This window comes from Paracoccus solventivorans (assembly GCF_900142875.1).
Lineage (GTDB): Bacteria > Pseudomonadota > Alphaproteobacteria > Rhodobacterales > Rhodobacteraceae > Paracoccus > Paracoccus solventivorans.
In genome coordinates, this window is sequence record NZ_FRCK01000001.1 from 585,532 (window position 1) to 608,966 (window position 23,435).

Annotated in this window: 21 protein-coding genes; 6 read left to right on the forward strand and 15 right to left on the reverse strand. The window is 69.3% G+C overall.

All coding sequences use genetic code 11. The features are described 5' to 3' along the window. Positions 1–44 precede the first annotated feature (44 nt). Together BUB57_RS02945 and BUB57_RS02950 are read right to left on the reverse strand one after the other, a co-directional pair. Positions 45–908 (reverse strand): SDR family oxidoreductase, encoded by an 864-nt coding sequence (locus BUB57_RS02945; protein ID WP_234951959.1) that lies wholly within the window; start codon positions 906–908, stop codon positions 45–47. Continuing rightward, positions 901–2,097 carry an acyl-CoA dehydrogenase family protein gene (locus tag BUB57_RS02950; protein WP_073061741.1) on the reverse strand — a complete coding sequence of 399 codons (1,197 nt, stop codon included), beginning with the start codon at positions 2,095–2,097 and terminating at the stop codon, positions 901–903. The genes BUB57_RS02945 and BUB57_RS02950 overlap by 8 nt, the downstream gene beginning before the upstream one ends. A 170-nt stretch (positions 2,098–2,267) precedes the next feature. On the opposite strand from BUB57_RS02950, the gene BUB57_RS02955 reads away from it, so the two are divergent. Genes BUB57_RS02955 through BUB57_RS02975 form a run of 5 tightly spaced genes read left to right on the forward strand, consistent with a single transcriptional unit; the run spans position 2,268 to position 8,467 of the window. Next, the gene (locus BUB57_RS02955; protein WP_073061744.1) at positions 2,268–3,050 is read left to right on the forward strand and encodes an enoyl-CoA hydratase-related protein; all 783 of its coding nucleotides are present in this window, start codon (positions 2,268–2,270) and stop codon (positions 3,048–3,050) included. A 2-nt stretch (positions 3,051–3,052) separates the two neighbouring features. Next, on the forward strand, positions 3,053–4,879 hold the full coding sequence (locus BUB57_RS02960; protein ID WP_084731923.1) for an acyclic terpene utilization AtuA family protein: 1,827 nt from the start codon (positions 3,053–3,055) through the stop codon (positions 4,877–4,879). Then, positions 4,869–6,362 (forward strand): acetyl-CoA carboxylase biotin carboxylase subunit, encoded by a 1,494-nt coding sequence (locus BUB57_RS02965; RefSeq protein WP_073061750.1) that lies wholly within the window; start codon positions 4,869–4,871, stop codon positions 6,360–6,362. The genes BUB57_RS02960 and BUB57_RS02965 overlap by 11 nt, the downstream gene beginning before the upstream one ends. A gap of 1 nt (position 6,363) precedes the next feature. After that, positions 6,364–6,867: an acyl-CoA carboxylase biotin carboxyl carrier protein subunit gene (locus BUB57_RS16860; RefSeq protein WP_073061754.1), complete on the forward strand. Its 504-nt coding sequence runs from the start codon at positions 6,364–6,366 to the stop codon at positions 6,865–6,867. After that, the gene (locus tag BUB57_RS02975; RefSeq protein ID WP_073061757.1) at positions 6,860–8,467 is read left to right on the forward strand and encodes an acyl-CoA carboxylase subunit beta; all 1,608 of its coding nucleotides are present in this window, start codon (positions 6,860–6,862) and stop codon (positions 8,465–8,467) included. The genes BUB57_RS16860 and BUB57_RS02975 overlap by 8 nt, the downstream gene beginning before the upstream one ends. Here the strand turns inward: BUB57_RS02975 and BUB57_RS02980 are convergent. The 10 genes from BUB57_RS02980 to BUB57_RS03025 form a co-directional block, all read right to left on the reverse strand. Further along, on the reverse strand, positions 8,457–9,113 hold the full coding sequence (locus tag BUB57_RS02980) for a transglutaminase domain-containing protein (RefSeq protein ID WP_073061761.1): 657 nt from the start codon (positions 9,111–9,113) through the stop codon (positions 8,457–8,459). The genes BUB57_RS02975 and BUB57_RS02980 overlap by 11 nt on opposite strands. Continuing rightward, entirely contained in the window at positions 9,113–9,895 is a 783-nt protein-coding gene (locus tag BUB57_RS02985; protein WP_073061764.1) for an enoyl-CoA hydratase-related protein, read from the reverse strand. The genes BUB57_RS02980 and BUB57_RS02985 overlap by 1 nt, the downstream gene beginning before the upstream one ends. A gap of 109 nt (positions 9,896–10,004) precedes the next feature. After that, a complete protein-coding gene (locus BUB57_RS02990; protein WP_073061767.1) occupies positions 10,005–10,712 on the reverse strand; it encodes a TetR/AcrR family transcriptional regulator in 708 nt (235 codons plus the stop codon). Between the two features lie 29 nt (positions 10,713–10,741). Further along, complete coding sequence (locus BUB57_RS02995) at positions 10,742–11,536, reverse strand: DUF169 domain-containing protein (RefSeq protein ID WP_084731925.1); 795 nt, start codon at positions 11,534–11,536, stop codon at positions 10,742–10,744. Continuing rightward, entirely contained in the window at positions 11,533–12,327 is a 795-nt protein-coding gene (locus BUB57_RS03000; protein ID WP_073061770.1) for an ABC transporter ATP-binding protein, read from the reverse strand. Before BUB57_RS03000 ends, BUB57_RS02995 begins: the two co-directional genes overlap by 4 nt. 60 nt (positions 12,328–12,387) lie before the next feature. Further along, positions 12,388–13,659, reverse strand: a complete 1,272-nt coding sequence (locus BUB57_RS03005) for an ABC transporter substrate-binding protein (RefSeq protein WP_073061774.1) — start codon at positions 13,657–13,659, stop codon at positions 12,388–12,390. A 30-nt stretch (positions 13,660–13,689) separates the two neighbouring features. Next, positions 13,690–14,763 carry a branched-chain amino acid ABC transporter permease gene (locus BUB57_RS03010; RefSeq protein ID WP_073061777.1) on the reverse strand — a complete coding sequence of 358 codons (1,074 nt, stop codon included), beginning with the start codon at positions 14,761–14,763 and terminating at the stop codon, positions 13,690–13,692. Positions 14,764–14,766: 3 nt separating this feature from the next. Next, positions 14,767–15,654 (reverse strand): branched-chain amino acid ABC transporter permease, encoded by an 888-nt coding sequence (locus BUB57_RS03015; protein WP_073061780.1) that lies wholly within the window; start codon positions 15,652–15,654, stop codon positions 14,767–14,769. A gap of 2 nt (positions 15,655–15,656) precedes the next feature. Then, positions 15,657–17,594: an AMP-binding protein gene (locus BUB57_RS03020; RefSeq protein ID WP_073061783.1), complete on the reverse strand. Its 1,938-nt coding sequence runs from the start codon at positions 17,592–17,594 to the stop codon at positions 15,657–15,659. Continuing rightward, positions 17,591–18,487, reverse strand: coding sequence for an ABC transporter ATP-binding protein (locus BUB57_RS03025; protein WP_234951960.1), 897 nt, complete (start codon positions 18,485–18,487; stop codon positions 17,591–17,593). Before BUB57_RS03025 ends, BUB57_RS03020 begins: the two co-directional genes overlap by 4 nt. Positions 18,488–18,706: 219 nt before the next feature. On the opposite strand from BUB57_RS03025, the gene BUB57_RS03030 reads away from it, so the two are divergent. Then, positions 18,707–19,951: a phenylacetate--CoA ligase family protein gene (locus BUB57_RS03030; protein ID WP_073061786.1), complete on the forward strand. Its 1,245-nt coding sequence runs from the start codon at positions 18,707–18,709 to the stop codon at positions 19,949–19,951. Positions 19,952–20,053: 102 nt separating this feature from the next. On the opposite strand, the gene panB is transcribed toward BUB57_RS03030, so the two are convergent. From panB to BUB57_RS03045, 3 genes are read right to left on the reverse strand one after another with little or no spacing between them, the layout of a single operon-like run. Beyond that, positions 20,054–20,884 (reverse strand): 3-methyl-2-oxobutanoate hydroxymethyltransferase, encoded by an 831-nt coding sequence (panB, locus tag BUB57_RS03035; RefSeq protein WP_073061789.1) that lies wholly within the window; start codon positions 20,882–20,884, stop codon positions 20,054–20,056. An 18-nt stretch (positions 20,885–20,902) separates the two neighbouring features. Next, positions 20,903–21,769 (reverse strand): carboxylating nicotinate-nucleotide diphosphorylase, encoded by an 867-nt coding sequence (gene nadC / locus BUB57_RS03040; protein ID WP_073062101.1) that lies wholly within the window; start codon positions 21,767–21,769, stop codon positions 20,903–20,905. Then, positions 21,769–23,325, reverse strand: a complete 1,557-nt coding sequence (locus BUB57_RS03045; RefSeq protein ID WP_073062104.1) for an L-aspartate oxidase — start codon at positions 23,323–23,325, stop codon at positions 21,769–21,771. The genes nadC and BUB57_RS03045 overlap by 1 nt, the downstream gene beginning before the upstream one ends. Between the last annotated feature and the right edge of the window lie 110 nt (positions 23,326–23,435).

Genomic DNA, 23,435 nt, shown 5'->3' on the forward strand with positions numbered 1-23,435 from the left:
TCAACCGCCCGAACGGGATGGAGCCGATCCGGGCGGTACAGGCTTCAGCCCTTGAAGTAATCCGGCTTGCCGGTGGTCCAGGTCTCGCCCCAGTGCTGGCCGCCGCCGTCCACGGTCAGCACCTCGCCGGTGACGAAGTTGCCGGACGGGCCGCCCAGATAGGCGCAGGCCTCGGCGATGTCCCAGGCGGTGCCGACCCGCATCATCGGGTTCGAGCGGGCGTAGGTGGCGCGGACCTCGGGGGTGTAGACGTTCCAGCCGTCGGTCTCGACCGCGCCGGGGGCGACGCAGTTCACCCGCAGCCCGTATTGCGCCCATTCCACCGCCACCGCGCGGGTCAGCCCGATCACCCCCGACCGCGCGGCGATGGAATGGGCGATGCCGTGCAGCCCGCCGGTGGTCACCACCACGATGTTGATGATGTTGCCGGGGCGCCCGGCGTCACGCCATTTCTGCGCCGCTGCCTGCATCATGTGCCAGCTGCCGTTCAGGTTGGTGTCGATCACCGCGTTCCAGCCGCCGGGGCTGATGTCGATGGCCGCCTGCGGGAACTGGCCGCCGGCGCTGTTGACCAGGATATCCACGGGGCGCCCGGCCCAGATCCGGTCCCAGAACGCCTCGACCGATTCGCGGTCGCGCACGTTCAGCACGTCGCCGCTGGCGCGGTGGCCGGCGTCGCGCAGCGCCGCGACCAGCGCGTCGATCTTGTCCTGCTTGCGGCCGGTGACGATGACCTCGGCCCCCATGCGCGCGTAAAGCCACGCCACCGCCCGCCCGATGCCGCCCGCACCACCCGAGACCACCGCCACCTGCCCCGCCAGCGCATCCGGCGCGAACACCGTGCGCTGCGTGGCCAGCTGGGCATCGGTCAGGCCAAAGGAGGCCGGTTCAGTCACGTCTTCAGTCACGGGGCATGTCCTTGAGCAGGTCGCCGGCGATGATCAGCTTGCGCACCTCGGTGGTGCCGGCGCCGATTTCCAGCAGCTTGGTGGAACGATACAGCCGGTTGATTTCCGATTCCCAGATATAGCCCGAGCCGCCGTGGATCTGCACCGCAAGGTCCAGCACCTTGTTCACCGCATTGGCCGCGAACATCACCGAGGCCGCGGTCAGCCGGTGGATATCGCCGCGCCCGCCCTCGCCCGCCTCGACATGCGAGGCCGCGGCCAGCACGCGCCAGACCAGCGTGCGCATGGCCTCGGTCTGGACATACATCTCGGCCAGCATCGACTGCACCATCTGGAAGCTGCCGATGGGCTTGCCGAACTGGCGACGGGTCTTGGCATAATCCAGCGACAGATCGAGCGCCCGTTCCGCGATCCCCAGGCACAGCGGCGCGACCATGGCGCGTTCCAGGTCAAGCCCGCTCATCACGATGCCGACGCCGCGGTTTTCCGCGCCGACCAGGTTTTCCGCCGGCACCCGGCAGTCGTCGAACACCAGCTCGGCCGTCTGGCTGCCGCGATAGCCCATCTTGACCAGCTTCTGCGCGACCTTGAAGCCGGGGGTGTCGGTTTCCACGATGAAGGCGGAAATGCCGCGCGTGCCCTGGTCGGGCGCGGTCTTGGCATAGACCAGCACCACATCGGCCACCGGCCCGTTGGTGATGAAGATCTTGGACCCGTTCAGCACGTAATGATCGCCGTCGCGCCGCGCGGTGGTGCGCATCGACCCCAGCGCGTCCGAGCCCGCCCCCGGCTCGGTCAGCCCCAGCGCCCCGATCTTTTTGCCCGAGCACAGGTCGGGCAGGTATTTGCGGCGCTGCGCGTCACTGCCGTTGCGCCAGATATTGTTGGCGCACAGGTTGTCATGCGCCACCACCGCCAGCGCCATGGCGTGGTTCCAGCGCGAAAACGCCTGCATCACCAGCCCGGCCGACAGCAGGTCCATGCCGGCGCCGCCGTATTCCTCGGGGATGGTGGCGCCCAGGAAACCGGCCTCGCCCACCAGGCGCATCCCGTTCTCGGGCCACCATTCCTCGGCGTCCATCCGCTCGGACAGCGGGTAAAGCTCGCCGCGCGCGAAACGGTCGGCGTGGTCGAGGACCGCGGCGCGGTCGGGGTCCAGCTCGAACAGGTCCGGGTGGTTGGAGGTCATCGGGCACAGCTCCTTGGCCGGGGGCGCGTCGGCGCCTGTTGATGAACAATATTCATCACTACTTCCGTCGAACGGGTCAAGAGTTTTGATTCACCCAAAGATCATGATTGACACAGCCGATGAAGCAGCCTCATTAATTACGGGATACAGGCTGAAGGAGGATCAGCGCCATGTCCGATCCGGTCACGATCACCCGCGACGACGCGACGCTGACCATCACCATCACGCGCGAATCGCGGCGCAATGCGCTGAATGCCGATGTGGCGGCGGCGATCATGGCGGCGCTGGACCGCGCCGAATCGGACGGCGGCATCCGCGCCGTGGTGCTGACCGGCGCCGGCGACCGCGCCTTTTGCGCGGGCGGCGACCTGCAGCCGGCGGCGGACGGCGCGCCGTTCAGCATCGACGCCGCCGACCCCCGCCACTACGTGGCCGCCCTGCTGCGACGGATGAACGACTGCCGCCTGCCCCTGATCGCGCGGGTGAACGGGCACGCGCTGGCCGGGGGCTTCGGCCTCGTCTGCGCCTGCGATCTGGTGGTGGCGCGCGAGGATGCGCTGCTGGGCGTGACCGAGGTCAAGGTCGGGCTGTTTCCCATGATGATCCTGCCGTTCCTGCTGCGCAACACCCCCAACCGCGTGCTGATGGAGATGTGCCTGACCGGCGAGCCGATCACCGCGGCCGAGGCAAAGGCGCATGGCATCGTCAACCACGCCGTGCCCGCCGCGGAACTGGACGCAAAACTGGGCTGGCTGCTGTCGCGCATCACCGACAAGACCCCCACCGGCATCAGGCTGGGCAAGCAAGGGCTGGCCAAGATCCGCGAGATGTCGCTGGACGCGGCGCTGGAATACGCCCCCTTCATGCTGGCCAACATGGCCCGGACCGAGGACGCCCGCGAAGGCTTTGCCGCATTCGCCGAAAAGCGCCCGCCTAACTGGACGGGGCGCTGAACATGCGCGAGGCGATCCGCATCGGCTGCGGCGGCGCCTTCTGGGGCGACAGCCCCGAGGGCGCGGCCCAGATCGTCCGGCAGGGCAACGTCGATTACCTGGTGATGGACTATCTGGCCGAGGTCACCATGGCGATCCTGTCCAGGATGAAATCCCGCGTCCCCGACGCCGGTTTCGCGGGCGATTTCATCACCCAGGTGATGCGCCCGCTGGCGGCCGAGATCGCGGCGCGGCGCATCCGGGTGGTGGTGAACGCGGGCGGCGTGAACCTGCACGCCTGCCGCGACGCGCTGCAGGCGCTGTTCGCCGAACAGGGGCTGCCCTTGCGGGTGGCGGTGGTCGAGGGCGACGACCTCTCGCCCATCGCGGATGAGTTGCGCGCAAGCGGCACCACCGAGATGTTCACCGGCGCGCCGATGCCGGACCGCCTGCTCAGCATCAACGCCTATCTGGGCGCCTTCGGCATCGCCCGGGCGCTGGGGATGGGGGCGGATGTGGTGCTGACCGGGCGCGTGGTCGATTCCGCGCTGGTGCTGGGACCGCTGATCCACGAGTTCGGCTGGTTCGAGGGCGACCACGACCTGCTCTCTGCCGGCAGCCTGGCCGGGCATCTGCTGGAATGCGGCACGCAGGTGACCGGCGGCATCTTCACCGACTGGCGCGACACCGTCGCCGGCTGGGACGACATGGGCTTTCCCATCGCCATCTGCCACCCCGACGGCAGTTTCGAGATCACCAAGCCCGAGGGCACCGGCGGGCTGGTTTCAGCCGCAACGGTCTCTGAGCAGCTGTGCTACGAGGTCGGCGACCCCGCCGCCTATCTGCTGCCCGACGTGACATGCGACTGGTCGCAGGTGCAGCTGGAACAGACCGGCCCCGACCTTGTGCGCGTCACCGGCGCCCGCGGCCATGCGCCGACCGGCAGCCTCAAGGTCAGCGCCACCTGGGCCGACGGCTGGCGCATCGCCGCCACGATGATGGTCGCCGGGCGCGAGGCCGCCGCCAAGGCGCAGGCCAGCGGCGAGGCGATCCTGGCCCGCGTCGCGCGGCTGCTGGCGCGGGACGGGCTCGCCCCCTTTACCGACACGCTGATCGAGCTCTTGGGCGCGGAAAGCAATTACGGCGCGCAGGCCCGGGCGCAGGGGACGCGCGAGGTGGTGCTGAAGCTTGCCGCCAGCCACCGCGACCGTGCCGCGCTGGAAATCCTCGGGCGCGAGCTCTACCACGCCGCCACCGCCATGGCGCAGGGGCTGACCGGGTTCGCCGGCGGCCGCCCGGCGCCGCAGCCGGTGGTGCGGCTGTTTTCCTGTCTGGTCCCCAAGGCGCTGGTGCCGATGCGCGTCTCGTTCGAGGGGCGCAGCCACGAACTGCCCCATGCCGAACCCGGCGCACAGCCCACTGCCCGCCCCGAAACCCGTCCCCCGGCGCCGGCGCATGACGGCCCGCTGCGCACCGTGCCGTTGATCGCGCTGGCCCGCGCCCGCAGCGGCGACAAGGGCGACCGCGCCAATATCGGGGTGCTGTCCCGCGACCCCGCGTTCCTGCCGTGGATCGCCGCGGTGGTGACGCCGGACGCGGTGGCCCATTGGCTGGCGCATTTCGTGCGCGGAGAGGTGCGGCGCTACGACTGGCCGGGGCTCGACGGCTTCAACTTCGTGCTGGACCGGGCGCTGGGGGGTGGCGGCACCGCCTCGCTGCGCCATGACGCGCAGGGCAAGGCGCTGGCGCAGATCCTGCTGGACCTGCCGGTGCCCGTTCCCGCCGACTGGACCGCCCCCGGCGGCAGGCTGGAAGATTTCGCGACCGAAGGCAGACCCCATGATCGTTGATCCCGACTTCCCCATCCGCAAGGTGCTGATCGCCAACCGGGGCGAGATCGCCTGCCGCGTCATCCGCAGCCTGCGGGCGATGGGGCTTGGCTCGGTCGCCGTCCACCACGCGGCCGAGGCCGGCGCGCTGCATGTCCGCATGGCCGATCAGGCGGTCGAGCTGTTCGGCGACACCCCCGTCGCCGCGCATCTGGACGCCGCCCAGATCATTGCCGCGGCAACGACCACCGGCGCCGACGCCATCCACCCCGGCTACGGCTTCCTGTCGGAAAACGCCGATTTCGCCCGCGCGGTCGCGGATGCGGGGCTGATCTTCATCGGCCCCTCGGCCGACAGCATTGGGCTGATGGGCGACAAGATCTCCTCGCGTGAGTTCGCGCAGGCGCATGGGGTGCCGGTCGCGCCCTCGGTGATGCCCACCGACGATCTGGACGAATTCGCGCGACAGGCCGCGCAGATCGGGTTTCCGCTGCTGATCAAGGCTTCGGCCGGCGGCGGCGGCAAGGGGATGAGCATCGTGCGCGACGCGGACGGGCTGATCCCGGCCGCCCGGCTGGCCGCCAGCGAGGCGCAGCGCTATTTCAACGACGGCCGCATCTATGCCGAGCTTTACGTCGAGCGCCCGCGCCATATCGAGGTGCAGATCCTCGGCGACGGCGAAAACGGCGCCATCCACCTGCATGAACGCGAATGCTCGATCCAGCGCCGCTTCCAGAAGATCGTGGAAGAGGCGCCCTCGGCCGCGCTGCCGCCGGAACTGGCGGCCGAGATCTGCGCCGCCGCGGTGCGGCTGGCCCAAGCCGCCAGCTATCGCAACGCCGGCACGGTCGAATTCATCCTCGCCCCGGACGGGCGGTTCTATTTCCTGGAAATGAACACGCGGTTGCAGGTCGAACACCCGGTTACGGAAATGATTTCCGGGCTGGATCTGGTCGCGGCGCAGGTCAACATCGCCGCCGGCCGCGGCCTGCCGATCCGGCAGGACCAGCTGCGCCGCGACGGCCACGCCATCGAATGCCGCATCTGCGCCGAGGACCCGGAACGCGACTTCATGCCCGAAACCGGCCGCATCCGCCTGCTGCGGGTGCCGCAGGCGCCGTGGCTGCGCTTTGAATCCGGCCTGACCGAGGGCGAGGCGGTGACCAGCGATTTCGACCCGATGCTGGCCAAGCTGGTGGTGCACGGCACCAGCCGCCAACAGGCGATCGAGCGCACGCTGGAGGCGCTGCGCGGGCTGACCCTGCTGGGGGTGACCACGAACATCGACTATCTGGCACGGGTGATCGACAGCCAAGCCTTCCGCGCCGGCGATCTGCACACCGGCTTTGTCGCGCAGCACGCGCAGGCGCTGGCCCCCGCCCCCATGACGGATGACGCGCTGGCCCCGGTGCTGGTCGCCGCCGCGCTGGGGTTCCGCGAGTTCCGGCAGGCGGTGTTCGACGTGCCGGAACTGCACGCCGCCATCGGCTCATGGAGGAACTGAGATGTCCTTTGCCCTGCTGCTGAACGGCACGCGCCACGAAATCGAGATCATCCGCCGCCGCCCGCACCTGCTGCTGCGCATCGACGGGCGCGACTATACGGTACAAGACCCCGGCCCCGAGGGCGACGGCGCGCTGGCGCTGACCATCGACGGCCGCCGCATCACCGTCCTGCGCGCGGCGGGCGATGATACCCAGAGCCTGCGCTGCGACGGCCGCACCCATGTCGTGCAGCTGGCCGACGACGGCGGCGGTGCCGGCGCGGACGGCGGCCTGTCCGAACTGCGCGCGCCCATGCCCGGCGCGGTGATCGAAATCCACGCGGCCCCCGGCCAGCGCGTCGCCCGCGGCGATCCGCTGCTGACCATCGAAAGCATGAAGCTGCAAACCGTGCTGAGCGCGCCGCGCGACGGCACCGTGGCGGAAATCGCGGTGGCGCAGGACGAAACCTTCGGCAAGGACCAGGTCCTTGCCCGGCTGACCCCCGAGGACGAAAGCGATGCGTAAGATCCAGTCCCGCCTGAACACCTCGGGCCCCGAGTTCCGCCACAACGCCGCCCATAACCGCGCGCTGGTGCAGGCGTTCCGCGAGCGTCAGGAACAGGCGCGCCATGCCCGCCCGCAGCGCGACCTCGACCGGCTGGAACGGCAGGGCAAGATGCTCCCCCGCCAGCGGATCGAGCGGCTGCTGGACCCCGGCACCCCGTTCCTGGAACTGTCCTCGCTGGCGGCGAACCGCGCCTATGGCGGGGAAAGCCCCTCGGCCAGCTCGATCGTCGGCATCGGGGTGGTGTCGGGGCGCGAGGTGCTGATCCGCGCCGACGACCCCAGCGTCAAGGGCGGCGCCTGGTATCCGCTGACGGTGAAGAAGATCGTCCGCGCCATGGACATCGCGCTGGAAAACCGCCTGCCGATGATTCACCTGTGCGATTCCGCCGGCGGCAACCTGCAGTTGCAGTCCGAGCTGTTTCCCGACAGGCACATGGCCGGTCGTATCTTCCGCAACCAATCGCTGCTGTCGAAACTGGGCGTCAAGCAGCTGGCGCTGGTGTTCGGCCATTGCACGGCGGGCGGCGCCTATATCCCGGCGCTGTCGGATTATTCGGTGATCGTGCGCGGCACCGGCGCGGTGTTCCTGGGCGGCCCGCCGCTGGTCAAGGCCGCGACGGGGGAAGAGGTCAGCGTCGAGGATCTGGGCGGGGCCGAGATGCACACCTCGGTGTCCGGTACCTGCGACTATCCGGCCAATGACGAGCCGGACGCCATCCGCATCGGTCGCGAGATCGTGGCGCAGTGGGACCGCCCGCGGAAATGGCCGGCGCAGCAGGAAACCCCCGAGCCCCCGGCCTATGACCCGGCCGAGCTTTACGGGATCATCCCCGACGACATCAAGAAATCCTTCGACATGCGCGAGGTGATCGCCCGCATCGTCGACGGCTCGCGCTTTCACGAATATCAGCCGAACTATGGGCAGACGCTGGTCTGCGGCTTCGCCAATATCTGGGGGTTCAAGGTCGGGATTCTGGCCAACAACGGGGTGCTGTTCAACGACTCGAGCCTCAAGGGCGGGCATTTCATCGAGCTGTGCAACCAGAACAACACGCCACTGGTGTTCCTGCAGAACATCACCGGCTACATGATCGGGCAGGAATACGAACGTCGCGGCATCACCAAGGACGGCGCCAAGATGATCATGGCGCTCAGCTGTTCGCATGTCCCCAAGTTCACCGTGATGTGCAACGGCTCGTTCGGGGCGGGGAATTACGGCATGTGCGGGCGCGCCTTTGACGGGCGGTTCATGTTCACCTGGCCGAACCACCAGATCGGGGTGATGGGCGGCGATCAAGCCGCCAACACCCTGGCCGAGGTCAAGGCCAACCAGATGCGCCGCAACGGCGGCACCGTGGACGAGGCGGAAATCAAGGCGCTGTGGCAGGAAACCCGGCTGGCGTATGAGGACCAGCTGTCGGCCTGGCACGCCACCTCGGAAATCTGGGACGACGGGATCATCGACCCGGCGGACACCCGCAACGCGCTGGGCATCGCGATTTCAGCGGCGCTGAACGCGCCGCTGGCCGAACCGGGGTTTGGGGTGTTCAGGTTCTAGGCGTCTCGGCGGCGCGGGCCTGCCGCTCGGCCGCCAGCGTCGCCAGCAGCCGCGGATAGATGCGCTGCATTTCCGCCGAAAACCGCGCATAGGGCAGGTCGTCGAACTCGCCGTGGAACTGCAGATACTCCATGGCGCGGCGGCCCTGCGCGTCGTAGGGCTGGAAGATCGAATCCTGCGTGCCGTCAAACGCCAGCGGCTCGACCCCGTTGCGGGCGCACAGGGCCGCGTCAAAGGCCGGGGTGGCCTTGAGCCAGCGCCCGTCGATCAGCAGCGCCGTATAGGCGTGCCAGCGGAAATCGGGCGTGTCCATCAGCTGCTCGAACCGCGCCGGGGCCAGGTGGTTGCGCACATCCGCAAACCCGATCCGCGACGGAATCCCCGCCGCCCGCGCTACCGCTGCCAGCAGCACCGCCTTGGGCACGCAGAAGGATTTCTCGGCCCGCAGCACCTTTGATGCGGTCAGCATCTCCGGCTCGATCCCGAAGGCGTAGACGCTATAGGGCACCGCGTCGCGCACCGCCGCGGCCAGCGCCACCGCCCGGGACCGCGCATCGCCGTCGCCCGCATGGCGCGCGGCAAAGGCGGTGATGTCGGGGTGGTCGCTGTCGATAAAGCGGGTCGGCGCCAGGCTGAGGTCGGTCATCAGCGCGCCCCCTTGCGCGACGCGAAGAAGGCGTCGATGGCCGCGCGCATTTCCGGGCCGCGCCCGGCCTCGCCCTGCAGGTCGCGCTCCATGTCCAGCATGGCGTCAAGGTCGGGATCGGCGGCGCGCGCGATCAGCCGCTTGGTCATCGCCAGCGCCGCGGCGGGGCGTTCGGCCAGGCGCGCGCAGATCGCCTCGGCCTCGGGCAGCAGCGCGTCATCCTCGACCACGCGCCAGACCAGCCCCCAGCGCTCAGCCTCGGCCGCCGGGATGCGGTCGCCCAGCAGCATCGCGGCCGAGGCGCGGATGCGCCCCGCCATCCGCGGCAGGAACAGGGTGTTGCCGGCGTCCGGCACCAGCGCGATGCCGACGAAGGGCTCATAGAAGAACGCCGAGCGGCCGGCGATCACGATATCCGCCGCCAGCGCCACCCCGACCGAGGCGCCCGCGCAGGCCCCGTTCACCGCCGCGACGATCGGCAGCGGCGATTCCCGCAGGGCGCGGATCAGCGGATTAAAATGATCCTCCAGCACCTGCGCCAGATCCGGCACGCTGCCCGGGTCCAGCGTCGAAAGATCGTAACCTGCGCCGAAGGCCGCCCCCTCGCCGGTCAGCAGCACCGCGCTTGCGCCGCCGGTCTCGGCCGCGCGCAGCGCCGCCAGCAGCTCGTCGGCCGAGCGGTTGCGCATGGCGTTGCGCTTGGCGGCGCGGCACAGGGTGATGCGGGCGACGCCGCCCGAAAGCTCCAGCCGCACGTCTTCCCAACCGGTTGCGCTGTCCATGTCCCTGCCCCGCTGATGAATGTCGTTCACTGCCGATGAAACCCGAATAGGCCGGCCGAATCAACCGCGAACAGCGGCACGGCGCGGCGCTGGAAAAACGCGGCTCAGCTCAGCTGCCCAGCTGCTGCGCCACCGCATCCACCCGCTCGGTCAGCAGGTCCAGCCGCGCCAGGATCTCGTCGCGCGGCGCCCCCCCGGGGGCGCGGGGCAGCAGCCCGCCATAGACGATGTTAGTGATCTCGCGCGCCGTGGCCTCAAGGTCAAAGGCGCCCTCGTTGCGCAGGAACGCCCAGGTGCGATGCTCGATGGTCCCATAAACCATGTCACGCACCAGCGAGGGCGACACATCGGCGCGGAACACCCCGCGCGCCGCCCCCTCGCGCACGATGTCGGCGATACGGCGGGTATAGGCCCGGTTCAGCTCGAACAGGCGGGTCGAGCGGTAATGCGGGTCGGGGCGCAGCTCATGGAACACCAGCCGCGCCAGCCCGGGGTCGCGCTGCAACGCCTCGAGATGGCTGTAGACGACATAGTGGATGCGGTTCCATTCGCCCTGCACCGCGCCAAAGCCGGGCTCGGACGCCTCCATCATCTCGACATACCAGGCTTCGGCCACGCGTTGCAGCAGGTCGCGCTTGTTCTCGAAAAAGCGGTAGATCGTGCCTTCGACCACCCCGGCGCGTTCGGCGATGTCCGAGATCAGCGATTCGGAATAGCCCTTTTCGGTGAACACCTCGCGCGCCGACCGCATGATGTCGGCGATGCGCTGCTCGGGCGGCAGCCGGTTCACCTGACGTTTGGTTGCGCGCTGCGCCATGACGATCACCCCACTGGACGGATGCGGGCTTACCCGTTGCCGTAGCTGAAGCCCAGACCGGCGCGCACATCCTGCTGGATGCCGTATTGCGGGAAGGGATAGCGGAAACCGTTCTTCGACAGCGCCTCCATCCCCAGGACAGCGCGGGCCATGTCCTCGAGCGGGGCAGCCATCAGCATCTCGTCGTCCAGCACGCCGCCATAGCGGCGCTCGGCGAAACAGGGGATCGAGAGCGAGGGCTCGCGTTTCACCAGCGCCCTGCCCCAGCTGTCCGCGCAGGAGCTTTCGCCCACCACCGACCAGTCGAAGCGCTTGTAGCCCTGCCATTGCAGGCCGTTGATGAAATACATCATCGCGCCCGGGGTGGCATAGAACAGCGCGATATCGGGCGGGTCCAGCCGCCCAGAGGCCAGCGGTGACACCACCAGCGCGTCATATTGCCCGTCCGGGACGCAGTGCATGGCGGCCTGATGGGCGGCGGCGCCGGGCTGGTCCTGGAACCACACCCCGTCCATGCGGTTGCCGGCGGCCCAGTCGGGGGTCTTGGCGTTGCCCAGCCCCACCACGGCGCGACACTGCGCGCCGGCCAGATCCTCGGCGGTGACGCCCACGGTCCAGCCCAGCCGCGCCGCCTGCGCGACGATCTGATCCAGCGTGTGGATATGCTGCGGGCGGCGGATGCGGGGAATCGCCTGCATCTCGGCGCGGTCGGCAAACAGCTTCATCCCGAAGGGCAGGCTGCGCAGTTTCAGCAGCCGCTCCAGCGCCGCCGCGATCTCGCGCGCGTCAGGGGCGGGGGCGATGGCTTCAGGTGCAACGTTCATGCCAGCCACCGCTTGCGCCGGCGGTAATGCTTGACCGCGTGGTAATCGACGGCGACGGCGCCGCTGCCCAGATAGGCTTCCTTGATGTCGGGGTTTTCGCGCAGCACCTCGGCCGGCCCGCTCATCACGATGCGGCCCTGCTCGATCAGATAGGCGTGGCTCACCACGTCCAGCGCCGCCACGGCGTTCTGTTCGACCAGCAGCACCGCCACCCCTTCCTCGCGGTTGATGCGGGTGATGATGTCGAAGATCTCGTCCACCAAAAGCGGCGCGAGGCCGAGACTGGGTTCGTCCATCATTAGCAGCTTGGGCCGCGTCATCAGCGCGCGGGCGATGGCCAGCATCTGCTGTTCGCCGCCCGACAGATACCCCGCCTTGGCCTTGGCGCGGGTCTTGAGCCGGGGGAACAGCTCGAACATCTGTTCGGCCATTTCGTCGATCTTGGCCCGGTCGGAATACATCGTGGTCGCGGCCAGCAGGTTTTCCAGCGGCGTCAGATGCTCGAACACCTTGCGGCCTTCCAGCACGTGGACGATGCCGCGCCGCACCCGGCTGGGCGGGTCCAGCGCCAGGATATCCTCGCCCTCGAAGGTGATGGTGCCCCGGGTGACGGCGCCGCGTTCGGGGGCCAGCAGCCCGCTGATGGATTTCAGGATGGTGCTCTTGCCCGCGCCATTGGCGCCCAGCAGCGCGACCAGCCCGGCCTGCGGCACCTCGAGCGAGGCGCCTTTGACGGCCAGCGACACCTGGTCGTACACGACCTCGACACTGTTGACGGATAGCAGGGCCATGCGGTCATCCCTTCATGTTTGACGCCCCCGCCCCGCAGCGCGCGGGACAGGGGCAAGGCATCACTGCCCGGACTTGGCGAATTCCGAGGAATACTTGCGCACCTCTTCCCACACCACGTCCTGGTTGGCGCTGAACCAGTCGGTCATCGGCTCGAACGCCTCGCCATTCCAGCGCGCCACCCGGCCCATGCCGCCGCCCTGATGGTCCTCGGGGGTGATGGTGGTGGGGGGGATCAGCCCCTCGGCGGTGAACTCGGTGATCGAGTGCAGCCCGGCGTTCAGCCATTCACCGTTGACCGGCCCGTCGGGGGCGATCTCGGCGGCGCGGCGCACGCCTTCCAGCATCAGCGCGGCCAGCATCACGCCATAGTTGTAATAGGCGGTGCCGACCTTGTCCTCGGGGCCGGCGCCCTTGCCGGCGCCGACGACCTCGGTCAGGATTTCCTGGATCACCTGCGGCTCGCGCCCGGACACGCAAGGCTCGAATTTCAGCACGCCCACGGTCTGGTCGCGGCCAACCACGTCCATGTCGGATTCCGACAGCCAGACGCTGCTGCACACCCGGCCCATGTCCAGCCCGTTGCGCGCCGCCTCGGTCAGCGCCACGGTCTGGCCGACGCCCGCGCCCCAGAACATCGTCCAGTCCGGACGCGCGCGGCGCACCTGCGGCCAGATCGCCGACTGGTCGTTGCCCGGCGGGGTGTAGGGAAAGGCCTGCAGCTTGAAACCTTCCTTGGCGGCAAGCGCCTCAAGCACCGGCAGCGGTTCCTTGCCAAAGGGCGTGTCGATATGGACAAAGCAGATGGTCTTGCCGTCCAGCGAGCCGCCGTCCTGCTGCTTGAAATACTCGATCAGCAGCCCGGCCTGCGTCCAGTAGTTCGGCGACAGCGGGAACACATAAGGAAACACCGTCCCGTCCGCCGCGTCCGAGCGCCCGGAAAACGCCGTCACCATGTTGATCTTGTCCTCCAGCGCCCGCGGGGTCAGCGCCCGCGCGACCGGGGTGGACAGCGGATCGACCAGCACCGCGCCTTGCGACTTGGCGCGCTCATACGCCTCGATCGCGCGGGGCTGGTCGTTGGCGTGGTCGCTGATGTCGATGGCGATGGTATAGCCGCCCATGCCGCCGCGCTGGTTCATCATGGTGATGTAGTCGCGCTGGCCCTGGTTATATTCGGCGGTCACAAAGGTGTAGACCTTGGTGAAGTCCATCGGCATCGCGATGCGCACCACCTTGTCCCCACCCTGCGCCAGCGCCACCCGCACCGGCAGTTGCGAGGCCAGCGCGGCGACCGCCGCTCCGGTCAGGATATTCCGACGTGTCAGGCTCATCTGGTTCTTCCTCCCCTGGTTGTCGTCTTGTCACTGCCGGGCATGGCGGAACGGCCAGACCAGCAGGTAATTGCGGATATTGCTGTAGATTTTCGCCAGCCCCAGCGGCTCCAGCAGCAGGAACCCCATGATCAGCCCGCCATAAAGCATCAGCGGCAGATGGGCGCGCAGGTCGGTGGGGATGGCGACGCCGAACTGGTCCGCGGCCAGCCCGATCAGCTGGTTCAGCACGATGGGCGCAAACAGGATCAGCCCCACCCCCAGGAACCCGCCCAGCACCGAGCCGAGCCCCCCCACGATCACCATGGCGACCAGCTGGATCGACAGGTCCAGATGGAACTGGTCGGGCGAGATGGTGCGATAGTAGCAGACCGCCAGCACCGCCCCGGTCATGCCCCCGATGAACGACGACACCCAGAACGCCAGCAGCTTGTAGCGGAACGGGTCCACCCCGATGATCGAGGCGGCGTAGTCCTTTTCCCGCACCGCCGCCAGCGCGCGCCCGAACGAGGTGCGCCGCACGTTCAGCATGAACAGGGTCAGCACTGCACACAGCGCCAGCGCGACGTAATAGGGCGCGCGGTCGCCCTGGATGGCGATGCCCAGAAAGCTGGTGCGCGGCACCGACAGCGCCGCCTGGGTACCGCCGGAAATCGCCGGCACCTGCACGATGACGAAATCGACGATATACTGCATCGCCAGCGTCGCCATCGCCAGATACAGCCCCTTGACCCGCAGGGCAGCCGCGCCGAACACCACCCCGATCACGGCCGAGGCCAGCCCGCCGACGATCATCGCCAGCTCGAACGGCAACCCGGCCCGCATGGCGTGGACCGAGGCATAGGCGCCGATCCCGATCACCGCGCCATAGCCCAGATGGATCTGTCCCGCGCCCCCCATCAGCAGGTTCAGGCCCATCGCGGCCATGGACCAGATGATCAGCGGCAGCAGGTAGCCCACCACGAACAGCCGGTCGACCAGGAACGGCGCCACCAGCAGCAGGGCAAAGATCACGATCACCGCCCAGCGGTCGGTCGGCAGTTTCCACAGCTGCCGCTCGTCCTGATAGCGGGTAAAGCTGATGCCGGCGCGTCTGTAGATCATCGCTCAGACCCTCTCGATATGTTCGCGGCCGAACAGCCCGTGCGGGCGGAACAGCAGTGTCAGCAGGATGATGACCGAGGCGACGACATCGCGGGTGCCTCCGCCGACGATCGGGTCGAGGATGCCGGTGGCAAGGCTTTCAGCCAGCCCGACGATGACGCCGGCGATCAGCACGCCGACGATGGAATCCAGCCCGCCAAGGATGGCGATGGCCAGCGCCTTGATCAGCAAGAGCGACAGCGACCAGTCCACCCCCTGCGTCGCGCCCCACAGCACACCCGAGGTGGTGGCCATGCAGGCCGACAGCCCCCAGGCAACCGCAATGGCGCGTTCGACCCGGATGCCCACCGACCAGCTGGCGGTCTGGTTGTCGCTGACCGCGCGCATGATGATGCCGAAGCGGGAATTGAAGAACAGGATCGACAGCAGGATCAGGCCCAGCGACACGCCTCCACCGATCAGGATGGCCCGGTTCAGCAGCAGTTCGCCCACGAAGATCGGCGTGTTCGAGATGCCCAGGTCCAGCCGCTTGACCGCCGCGCCGAAAAAACCGGGGATCACGCCGCGCAGAAAGATTTCCAGGCCGATGGTCAGCATGATGACCATGATCACCGGCTGCCCGATCATCCGCCGCAACGCCACCCGTTCCAGCGCCACGCCAAAGGCGAACATCACCGCCAGCGCCAGCGGGATCGCCACCCACATCGACAGGCCGAAACCGCCCGCCAGCACGACGACCGCATAGGCCCCCATCATCGCCATCGCGCCCTGCGCGAGGTTGGCGATGCCCGAGGTCTTGTAGATCAGCACGATGCCCGCAGAGAGCAGCGCATACATCAGCCCGACGAACACGCCGTTCATGGCCAGTTCCAGCAGCAGGATCATGTCCATCTTCAGACCCTCCGGATCACGAGGTTGCGGCGCAGCGTGCCCTCGCGCCCGTCCTCATAGGTGATTTTCGCGTCGAAGATGACCTCGTCCGACCCGTCGTAAAGCGCGGCGACCAGCGGCGCATAGGTCTGTTCGATCACATTGCGGCGCAGCTTGCGGGTGCGGGTGATTTCGCCGTCGTCGGCATCGAAATCCTTGTGCAGGTTGACGAAGCGGCGGATCTTCAGCCCGTCGGGCTGCAATTCGTTCGTCCGGGCGATCTCGCCGGCGATCAGGTCCAGCATCTCGGGCCCTTGCGACAGATCGGCGTAAGAGGAATAGGAAATCGAGCGCTGTTCCGCCCAGTGCCCTGCCGCCTCATAGTCGATGCAGACGATGGCGGTCAGTTCCTCCAGCCCGGCGCCAAGAATGGCGACGTTGCGGATATAGGGCGAGAATTTCAGCCGGTTCTCGATGAAGGTAGGGATGAAGCGCTGCCCCTGCGCGGTTTCCACCAGTTCGCTGACCCGGCCCAGCACCACCAGATCGCCGCTGTCCTGGATGTGGCCCGCGTCGCCCGTGCGCAGAAAACCCTCCGGCGTCAGCGCCTCGGCCGTGGCCTCGGGGTTGTCGGCATAGCCGTGAAACACCGAGGCCGAGCGGATCAGGATCTCTCCGCTATCGTCGATGCGCACCTCGACCCCCGGCATGGCGCGGCCCACGGTGTCGATGCGCACGCTGCCCTCGACCTGCGCGGCCGACAGGGCGCAGGTCTCGGTCTGGCCGTAGAACTGCTTGAGCCTGATGCCCAGCGCGCGAAAGAACAGGAACGTGTCCTCGCCCATTGCCTCACCGCCGGTAAAGGCACGCTCGGCCCGCGACAGGCCCAGATAATCCTTGAGCGGCCCGTACATCACGAAACCGCCCACGGCTTCGCGCAGCCGTTCCAGCGCGTTGGGGCGATAACCCTTAAGCCGCTTGCGCTCCAGTTCGATGGCGCGGGGGATGAACCAGTCGTAAAGCCGGCGTTTCAGCGGGGTGGAATCCGCCATGCCGACCTGAATCCGGGTCAGCATCGCATCCCACGCCCGCGGCGCCGCCAGGTAAAACGTCGGCGCGACCTCTCGCAAATCATGCAGCGCGGTTTCCGCCCGTTCGGGGATGTTGATCGTGGCCTGCAACAGCACGCCCGCGCCCAGCGTAAAGACGAAATCCCCCACCCACGCGGTGGGCAGATAGGCAAACAGGGTCTCGCCGCGCTGGAAATATCCGCCGGCCTCGGCGTTGGTGATGCCGCCGACGATGTTGGAATGCAGCAGCGGGATGCCCTTGGGCGTGCCCGTGGTCCCCGAGGAATACAGCAGCACCGCCGGATCGTCAGGCCGCGCCCGCGCCACCAGATCGGCGGCCAGCCCCGGTTCCGCCGCCAGCCGCTCGCGCCCGCGGGCCGCGACCTCGGACAGGGCAATCAGGCCCGGCTCGGTATAGGCGGCCAGCCCGCGCGGGTCGTCATAGACAATGGTCGAGGGGCGGCCGATGCGCGAACGCAGGTCCAGCAGCTTGTCGACCTGTTCCTGATCCTCGGCCAGCGCGATGTCGGGTTCGCCGAAGCGCACGAAGGTCTTGAATTCCTCGACCGGCACATCGGGATAGACCGGCGAGGGGAACGCCCGCAGCGCATTCGCCGCCAGCATGGTGAAATAGATGGTCGCGCGGTTGTCGCCGACCACGGTCAGCGCCCGGCCGGGACCAAGGCCCAGCGTTTCCAGCCCGGCGGCGATGGCCAGCACCTCGTCCAGAACCTGCGCCCAGCTCCATTCCCGCCAGATGCCGAAGTCGCGTTCGCGGAACCCCGGGCGGCCACCGGGCTGTGCGGCGTTTGCGGCCAGTGCCGCAACCAGCGTCGCGGGGGCGCCGCTGTCGGTGACGGGCCAGCCGGTGATCTTGCCCTGGATGCTCATGCCCCTGCCCCCGTGTGCTGACCTGCCTGCTGCTGCACGGCGATCCCGGCGTGGCGGGCGGCGGCGCGGGCGCCCAGATAGGCGGTGACCACCGCCGGGTCGGCGATGGTGGCGTGCGGCTCGCCCTCGGCGATGACCTCGCCATAGGACAGCACCGCCACCCGGTCGCACAGCGCCGTCACCACATCCATGTGATGCTCGATCAGCAGGATGGTCACGCCGCGTTCGTCCCGCGCATCAAGGATGAAGCGGGCGATATATTCCTTTTCCTCCTGGTTCATGCCGGCCATCGGCTCGTCCAGGATCAGGAACCGCGGCTCGGCCACCAGCGCCCGCGCCAGTTCCACCCGCTTTTGCAGCCCCATCGGGATCACATCGACGGGTTCGTCGCGGATGTCCTGCAGCTGCATGAAGTCGATGATCTCCTCGACCACGCGGCGGTGGGCGAGCTCCTCGCGCTGCGCCCAGACCCAGTAGAACAGCGTCGCCAGCGAGGACGGGTGCATATGGGTGTGGCGCCCGACCAGGATGTTGTCCAGCACGCTCATCCCCTTGAACAGCGCAAGGTTCTGGAAGGTGCGGGCGACGCCCTGTTTCGCCACCCGATGCGGCGCGGTGCCGGTGATGTCGCGGCCGAACAGCTCGACCCGACCGGCGTTCGGCGGATAAAATCCGGTCATCACGTTGACCATGGTGGTCTTGCCCGAGCCGTTGGGCCCGACCAGGCCGAAGATCTCGCCCTCATGCACCTCGACGTCGACGCCCTTCAGCGCCTTGAGCCCGCCGAAGGACCGTTCGATCCCGGTGCAGCGCAGGATGACCGGCCGCGCCCCTGCCGAGGCGGCGGCCGCTGTCGTCACGGGCCCCGCGGTCTGAAAATTGGTTCCGGCCACGCTCTCCCTCCCCTGAAGTTCGTGGTTGCCCTGCTATGAAAGGTCAGTTCATTTACTCATGTCAAGCACCCATTTTCAGCGGGGCCGAAATCGCGAAAAATTCTGCTTGCGACGCAGGGTCATTGGCGGTTCATTGTGCGGGACAGACAGATGAAACCGCTTCATGAACGGGGCATGGACACGGGGGTCCTGCGTCCATGCAAGCAGAAAGGACCGTAGATGACGCGTTCCGCGCCCATCCCGCCGCCACTTGAGTTCCGCTTGCCCGAGGACCGGCGCCGCGCCGGGCTGGCGGCGCTGGGCGACACGATCCGCGCGGCGCGGCAGGTGCCGTTCTGGGCCGCGCGCCTGCCCGACCCCGGCGCGGGTCCGGTCACCGAGTCGATGCTGGCCGCGATGCCGATCCTGCGCAAGGGCGATCTTCCGGCGATGCAGGCGGCGCTGCCGCCCTTTGGGGGGATCACCTCCCGGGCCGCGGGCGCGTTCGGGCGGCTGTTCCTGTCCCCCGGCCCGAACTGCGAGCCGGGCGGCGCGGTGGACGGCGGCGCGGTGCAGGCGATGCGCGCGGCCGGCGTCCGGGCGGGCGACGTGGTGCTGAACTGCTTCGGCTATCACCTGACCCCGGCCGGGCTGATGTTCGACGATGCGGCGCGCAGCCTGGGTGCGGCGGTGATCCCGGCCGGCGGCGGCAGTACCGGGCCGATCCTGCAGGCGATGGCCGCCTATGCGCCGCGAGTCTATGTCGGCACCCCCGATTACCTGAACATCCTGATCGAGGCCGCCGAGGCCGCGGGCCAGCCGCAGCCGTTCCAGCTGGCGCTGCTGTCGGCGGCGGCGCTGCCCGCCAGCCTGCGCGCCGGTTTTGCCGCCCGCGGCATCGCGGTGTTCGAGCAATACGGCACCGCCGAGCTGGGCATCATCGCCTATGAGACCGATTCGCATGACGGCATGGTGCTGGCCGAATCACTGTGGGTCGAGATCGTCGCCCCCGGTTCCGGCGAGCCGCTGCCCGAGGGCGAGGTGGGCGAGCTGGTGGCAACGCCGCTGCGGCAGGACTATCCGCTGATCCGCTTCGGCACCGGCGACCTGTCGGGGTTCGCGCCGGGCCAGGCCGCCAGCGGCCACAGCAACCGTCGCCTGCGCGGCTGGCTGGGCCGCGCCGACGATGCGGTCAAGGTCAAGGGGATGTTCCTGCGCCCCGCCATGCTGGCCGAGGTCCTGGCCGCCCTGCCCCCCGACCTGCCCACCCGCCCACCCGCCCGCTTCGTCATCGACCGCACGGCCGAGCGCGACCGGCTGACCCTGGAAATCGCCGCCGCGCCCTCGGACCAGCTGGGCGCGCTGCTGCTGGCCCGGGTGCGCGACGTCACCCGGCTGGGCTGCGAATTGCGCTGGGTGACCCCCGAGACGCTGGCCGGGGCCGAGGCACAACCCATCCTCGACCGCCGCCCGAAGCCGGCTTGAGCGGGGCGACCGAGGAGGCCCAACCGGTGTTGGTGGCGCCCCCGAGGCGCTGGCCGGGGCCGAGGCGCAACCTGTCCTCGGCCTCAGCGAGCGTCCCCCAACTCAGCCCTTCTTCACCTCGGCGGCGAAGGAGTGTTCCGGGCCGGGGAAGCTGCGGGTGCGGACCTCGGCGGCGTAGGCCTCGATCGCCTTGTCCGCGTCCTGCCCCAGCTCGGCGTAGCGCTTGACGAACTTGGGGCGGAAGGCGGTGAACATGCCCAGCATGTCATCGATGACCAGCACCTGCCCGTCGCAATCGGGGCCCGCGCCGATGCCGATGGTCGGCACCGCGATCTCGCCCGAGATCCGGGCCCCCAGCTCGGCGGGCAGTTTTTCCAGCACCACCGCAAAGGCGCCGGCATCGGCCACGGCCTTGGCGTCGGCCAGCACCTGCTCGCCCTCGGCACCGCGGCCCTGCACCTTGTAGCCGCCCAGCGCGTTGACCGACTGCGGCGTCAGCCCGACATGGGCCATCACCGGGATGCCGCGGGCGACCAGGAAGCGCACGGTGTCGGCGATATGGCGGCCGCCTTCCAGCTTGACGGCCTGGCAGCCGGTCGCGGCCATCAGCCTTGCTGCATTGCGGAACGCCTGTTCGGGGCTTTCCTCGAAGGCGCCGAAGGGCAGGTCCACCACCATGCAGGCGTGCTTCAGCCCGCGCCCCACCGCCTGCCCGTGCAGGATCATCATCTCCATGGTGACGCCCAGCGTCGACTCCAGCCCGTGCAGCACCATTCCGACGCTGTCACCGACCAGCACCAGGTCGCAGTGGCGGTCGACCAGCTCGGCCACCGGGGTGGTATAGGCGGTCAGGCAGACCACCGGCTCGCCCCCCTTGCGGGCGCGGATGTCGGCGGGGGTCAGCCGGGGCTTGCGGTCGGGCGTGGCGCTCATGTCACTTTCCTCCAACAGTCAGAAATCAAGGCCGAGGTCCAGCGTCCGGCTGGAATGGGTCAGCGCGCCGACCGAGATATAGTCGACCCCGGTCGCGGCCACCTCGGCGATGCGGTCCAGCCGCATGGTCCCCGAGGCTTCCAGCACGATGCGCCCCGAGGCCATGGCGACGGCATCGCGCAGCATGGGCGTGGTCATGTTGTCCAGCAGCACGACATCGGCGCCGCCTTCGTCCAGCACTTCGGCCAACTGGTCAAGCCGGTCGACCTCGATCTCGGTGCGGATCATGTGCGAGGCGCGCGCCTTGACCGCCCGCAGCACCGCGCGGATCCCGCCCGCCGCAGCGATGTGGTTGTCCTTGATCAGGATCGCGTCGGACAGGCTGAAGCGGTGGTTGAAGCCGCCGCCATGCAGCACCGCCTGTTTTTCCACGATGCGCAGCCCGGGGGTGGTCTTGCGGGTGCAGGTGATCCTTGTGCTGGTGCCGCGGGTTTCGGCGACGAAAGCCGCGGTCTGGGTCGCAATCCCCGACAGCCGCCCGGCAAAGTTCAGCGCCACCCGCTCGGCCGACAGGATCGAGGCCGCCTCGCCCTCGATCTCGGCCAGCACGTCGCCCTGGGCAAAGGCGCTGCCGTCAGGGATCAGCACGCGGAACCGCAGGTCGGGGTCGATCAGCCGGAAGGCGATGGCCGCCAGCTGCATCCCCGAGGCCACCCCCGCCTCGCGCGCCCGGATGCGGGCCTGATAGCCCGTGCCGGCGGGGATCACCGTGCGGGTGGTGATGTCGCCATAGGTGCCCAGATCCTCGGCCAGCGCGGCGCGGACCAGCGGCTCGATCACCATGTCGGGCAGGGGCGGCATCCGGGCGGGGTGGTCGGTGGTCATCATCTCTCCTTGGGCTGGGGGCGCAGGGCCAGCGCCTCGGCCAGCGTCATGCGGCTGCGGCGGCCGGTGGCGCCGTCGGTGTCGGGAAAATCGCGGCGGCAATGCGCGCCCCGGCTTTCGCGCCGGGCCAGCGCCGCGGCGGCGATCAGCGTGGCGGTGGCGGTCATGTTCAACAGCGGCTCGCAACCGGGCTGCGCGGATTCCACGGCGGCAATCTCGCGCAGGGTGCGTGCCAGCCCCTCGGCGTCGCGGATCACCCCCGCGCCGGCGGTCATCGCAGCGCGCAGCCGGGCGACCAGCTGCGGGTCGGGCAGTTCGCCGGTGCCCTTGATCGGCAGTTCCACCAGCGGGGCTTCCTGCGGCAGGTTCACCGCAGCGGCAATCGACTCCGCCGCCGCCGTCCCGAACACCACGGCTTCCAGCAGCCCGTTCGAGGCCAGCCGGTTCGCCCCGTGCAGCCCGGTCGAGGCCGCCTCTCCGGCCACCCACAGCCCGGGCAGCGAGCTGCGCCCCTGCCGGTCGCAGGCAATGCCGCCCATGTGGTAATGCGCCGCCGCCACCACCGGGATCGGCTCGTGCAGCGGGTCGATGGAGTTGCGGCGGCAGGCGCCGGCCACGGCGGGGAAATCGGTCAGAATCCGCGCCCCCAGCGCCCTGCGCGTATCCAGCGCCGGGCGCAGCCCCGCCTGCGTCTGCGCGTAGATCGCGCGCGCCACCACGTCGCGGGGCGCCAGCTCGGCGTCCGGATGCAGCCCCGGCATGAAGCGTTCGCCCAGCCGGTTGACCAGCCACGCGCCCTCACCCCGCAGCGCCTCGGTCGCCAGCGGCGCGGGGTCCTCGGCGCAGTCGATGGCGGTGGGGTGGAACTGCACGAACTCGGCATCCGCGACCACCGCCCCCGCCCGCGCCGCCATCCCCAGCGCCTGCCCGCAGATGCGCGCGGGGTTGGTGGTGCGCGCATAGAGACCCGCCGCGCCGCCCGCCGCCAGCAGCACCGCCGGCGCGCGCAGCAGCACGGGCGCCGAGCCCCCGGCCGCCATCAGCCGCACCCCGGTGACGCGCCCGTCCTCGACGGCCAGTCCGGTGGCGATCACCCCCTCCAGCACCTGGACCGAGGGCATGGCCCGCACCGCCGCGATCAGCGTGCGGGTGATCTCGGCCCCGGCCTGGTCGCCGCGCACCCGCACCACCCGGGCAAACCCGTGCGCCGCCTCGCGCGACAGCACATAGCCGCCCTCGGCCGTGCGGTCGAAGGGGGCGCCGATCCCGGTCAGGGCGCGGATCTGTCCCGGTGCCTGCGCGGTCACGAAATCCGCCACCGCGGCGTCGACCAGCCCGGCCCCGGCGCGGATGGTGTCGGCGGCGTGATTTTCCGCCGCATCCGCCGGGTCCATCGCCGCGGCGATGCCGCCCTGCGCCCAGGCGGAACTGGCGCCGCTGCCCAGGGCCTCGGGCGAGATCATCAGCACCGGCCGCGGCGCCAGCCGCAGCGCCGCCGTCAGCGCCGCCAACCCCGCGCCCACGATGACGACGCGGCCGGTTTCCAGCTCGCGCACTGTTTCTTCCTTGTCCAAATATCCCACGGGCTTGCGAGCACCCGGAAAACGGTCCGGTGGACCGCTTTCAGCGAGCGAGGCCACGGCAGTGGCGCGAGGGCGCGCAGCCC

Bases quoted from the DNA above. Each gene is read 5' to 3' on its own strand.
- BUB57_RS02950 (WP_073061741.1), bottom strand. From the start codon at position 2,097: ATGACCTCCAACCACCCGGACCTGTTCGAGCTGGACCCCGACCGCGCC.
- BUB57_RS02955 (WP_073061744.1), top strand. From the start codon at position 2,268: ATGTCCGATCCGGTCACGATCACCCGCGACGACGCGACGCTGACCATC.
- BUB57_RS02960 (WP_084731923.1), top strand. From the start codon at position 3,053: ATGCGCGAGGCGATCCGCATCGGCTGCGGCGGCGCCTTCTGGGGCGAC.
- BUB57_RS02965 (WP_073061750.1), top strand. From the start codon at position 4,869: ATGATCGTTGATCCCGACTTCCCCATCCGCAAGGTGCTGATCGCCAAC.
- BUB57_RS16860 (WP_073061754.1), top strand. From the start codon at position 6,364: ATGTCCTTTGCCCTGCTGCTGAACGGCACGCGCCACGAAATCGAGATC.
- BUB57_RS02975 (WP_073061757.1), top strand. From the start codon at position 6,860: ATGCGTAAGATCCAGTCCCGCCTGAACACCTCGGGCCCCGAGTTCCGC.
- BUB57_RS02980 (WP_073061761.1), bottom strand. From the start codon at position 9,113: ATGACCGACCTCAGCCTGGCGCCGACCCGCTTTATCGACAGCGACCAC.
- BUB57_RS02985 (WP_073061764.1), bottom strand. From the start codon at position 9,895: ATGGACAGCGCAACCGGTTGGGAAGACGTGCGGCTGGAGCTTTCGGGC.
- BUB57_RS02990 (WP_073061767.1), bottom strand. From the start codon at position 10,712: ATGGCGCAGCGCGCAACCAAACGTCAGGTGAACCGGCTGCCGCCCGAG.
- BUB57_RS02995 (WP_084731925.1), bottom strand. From the start codon at position 11,536: ATGAACGTTGCACCTGAAGCCATCGCCCCCGCCCCTGACGCGCGCGAG.
- BUB57_RS03000 (WP_073061770.1), bottom strand. From the start codon at position 12,327: ATGGCCCTGCTATCCGTCAACAGTGTCGAGGTCGTGTACGACCAGGTG.
- BUB57_RS03005 (WP_073061774.1), bottom strand. From the start codon at position 13,659: ATGAGCCTGACACGTCGGAATATCCTGACCGGAGCGGCGGTCGCCGCG.
- BUB57_RS03010 (WP_073061777.1), bottom strand. From the start codon at position 14,763: ATGATCTACAGACGCGCCGGCATCAGCTTTACCCGCTATCAGGACGAG.
- BUB57_RS03015 (WP_073061780.1), bottom strand. From the start codon at position 15,654: ATGGACATGATCCTGCTGCTGGAACTGGCCATGAACGGCGTGTTCGTC.
- BUB57_RS03020 (WP_073061783.1), bottom strand. From the start codon at position 17,594: ATGAGCATCCAGGGCAAGATCACCGGCTGGCCCGTCACCGACAGCGGC.
- BUB57_RS03030 (WP_073061786.1), top strand. From the start codon at position 18,707: ATGACGCGTTCCGCGCCCATCCCGCCGCCACTTGAGTTCCGCTTGCCC.
- panB (WP_073061789.1), bottom strand. From the start codon at position 20,884: ATGAGCGCCACGCCCGACCGCAAGCCCCGGCTGACCCCCGCCGACATC.
- nadC (WP_073062101.1), bottom strand. From the start codon at position 21,769: ATGACCACCGACCACCCCGCCCGGATGCCGCCCCTGCCCGACATGGTG.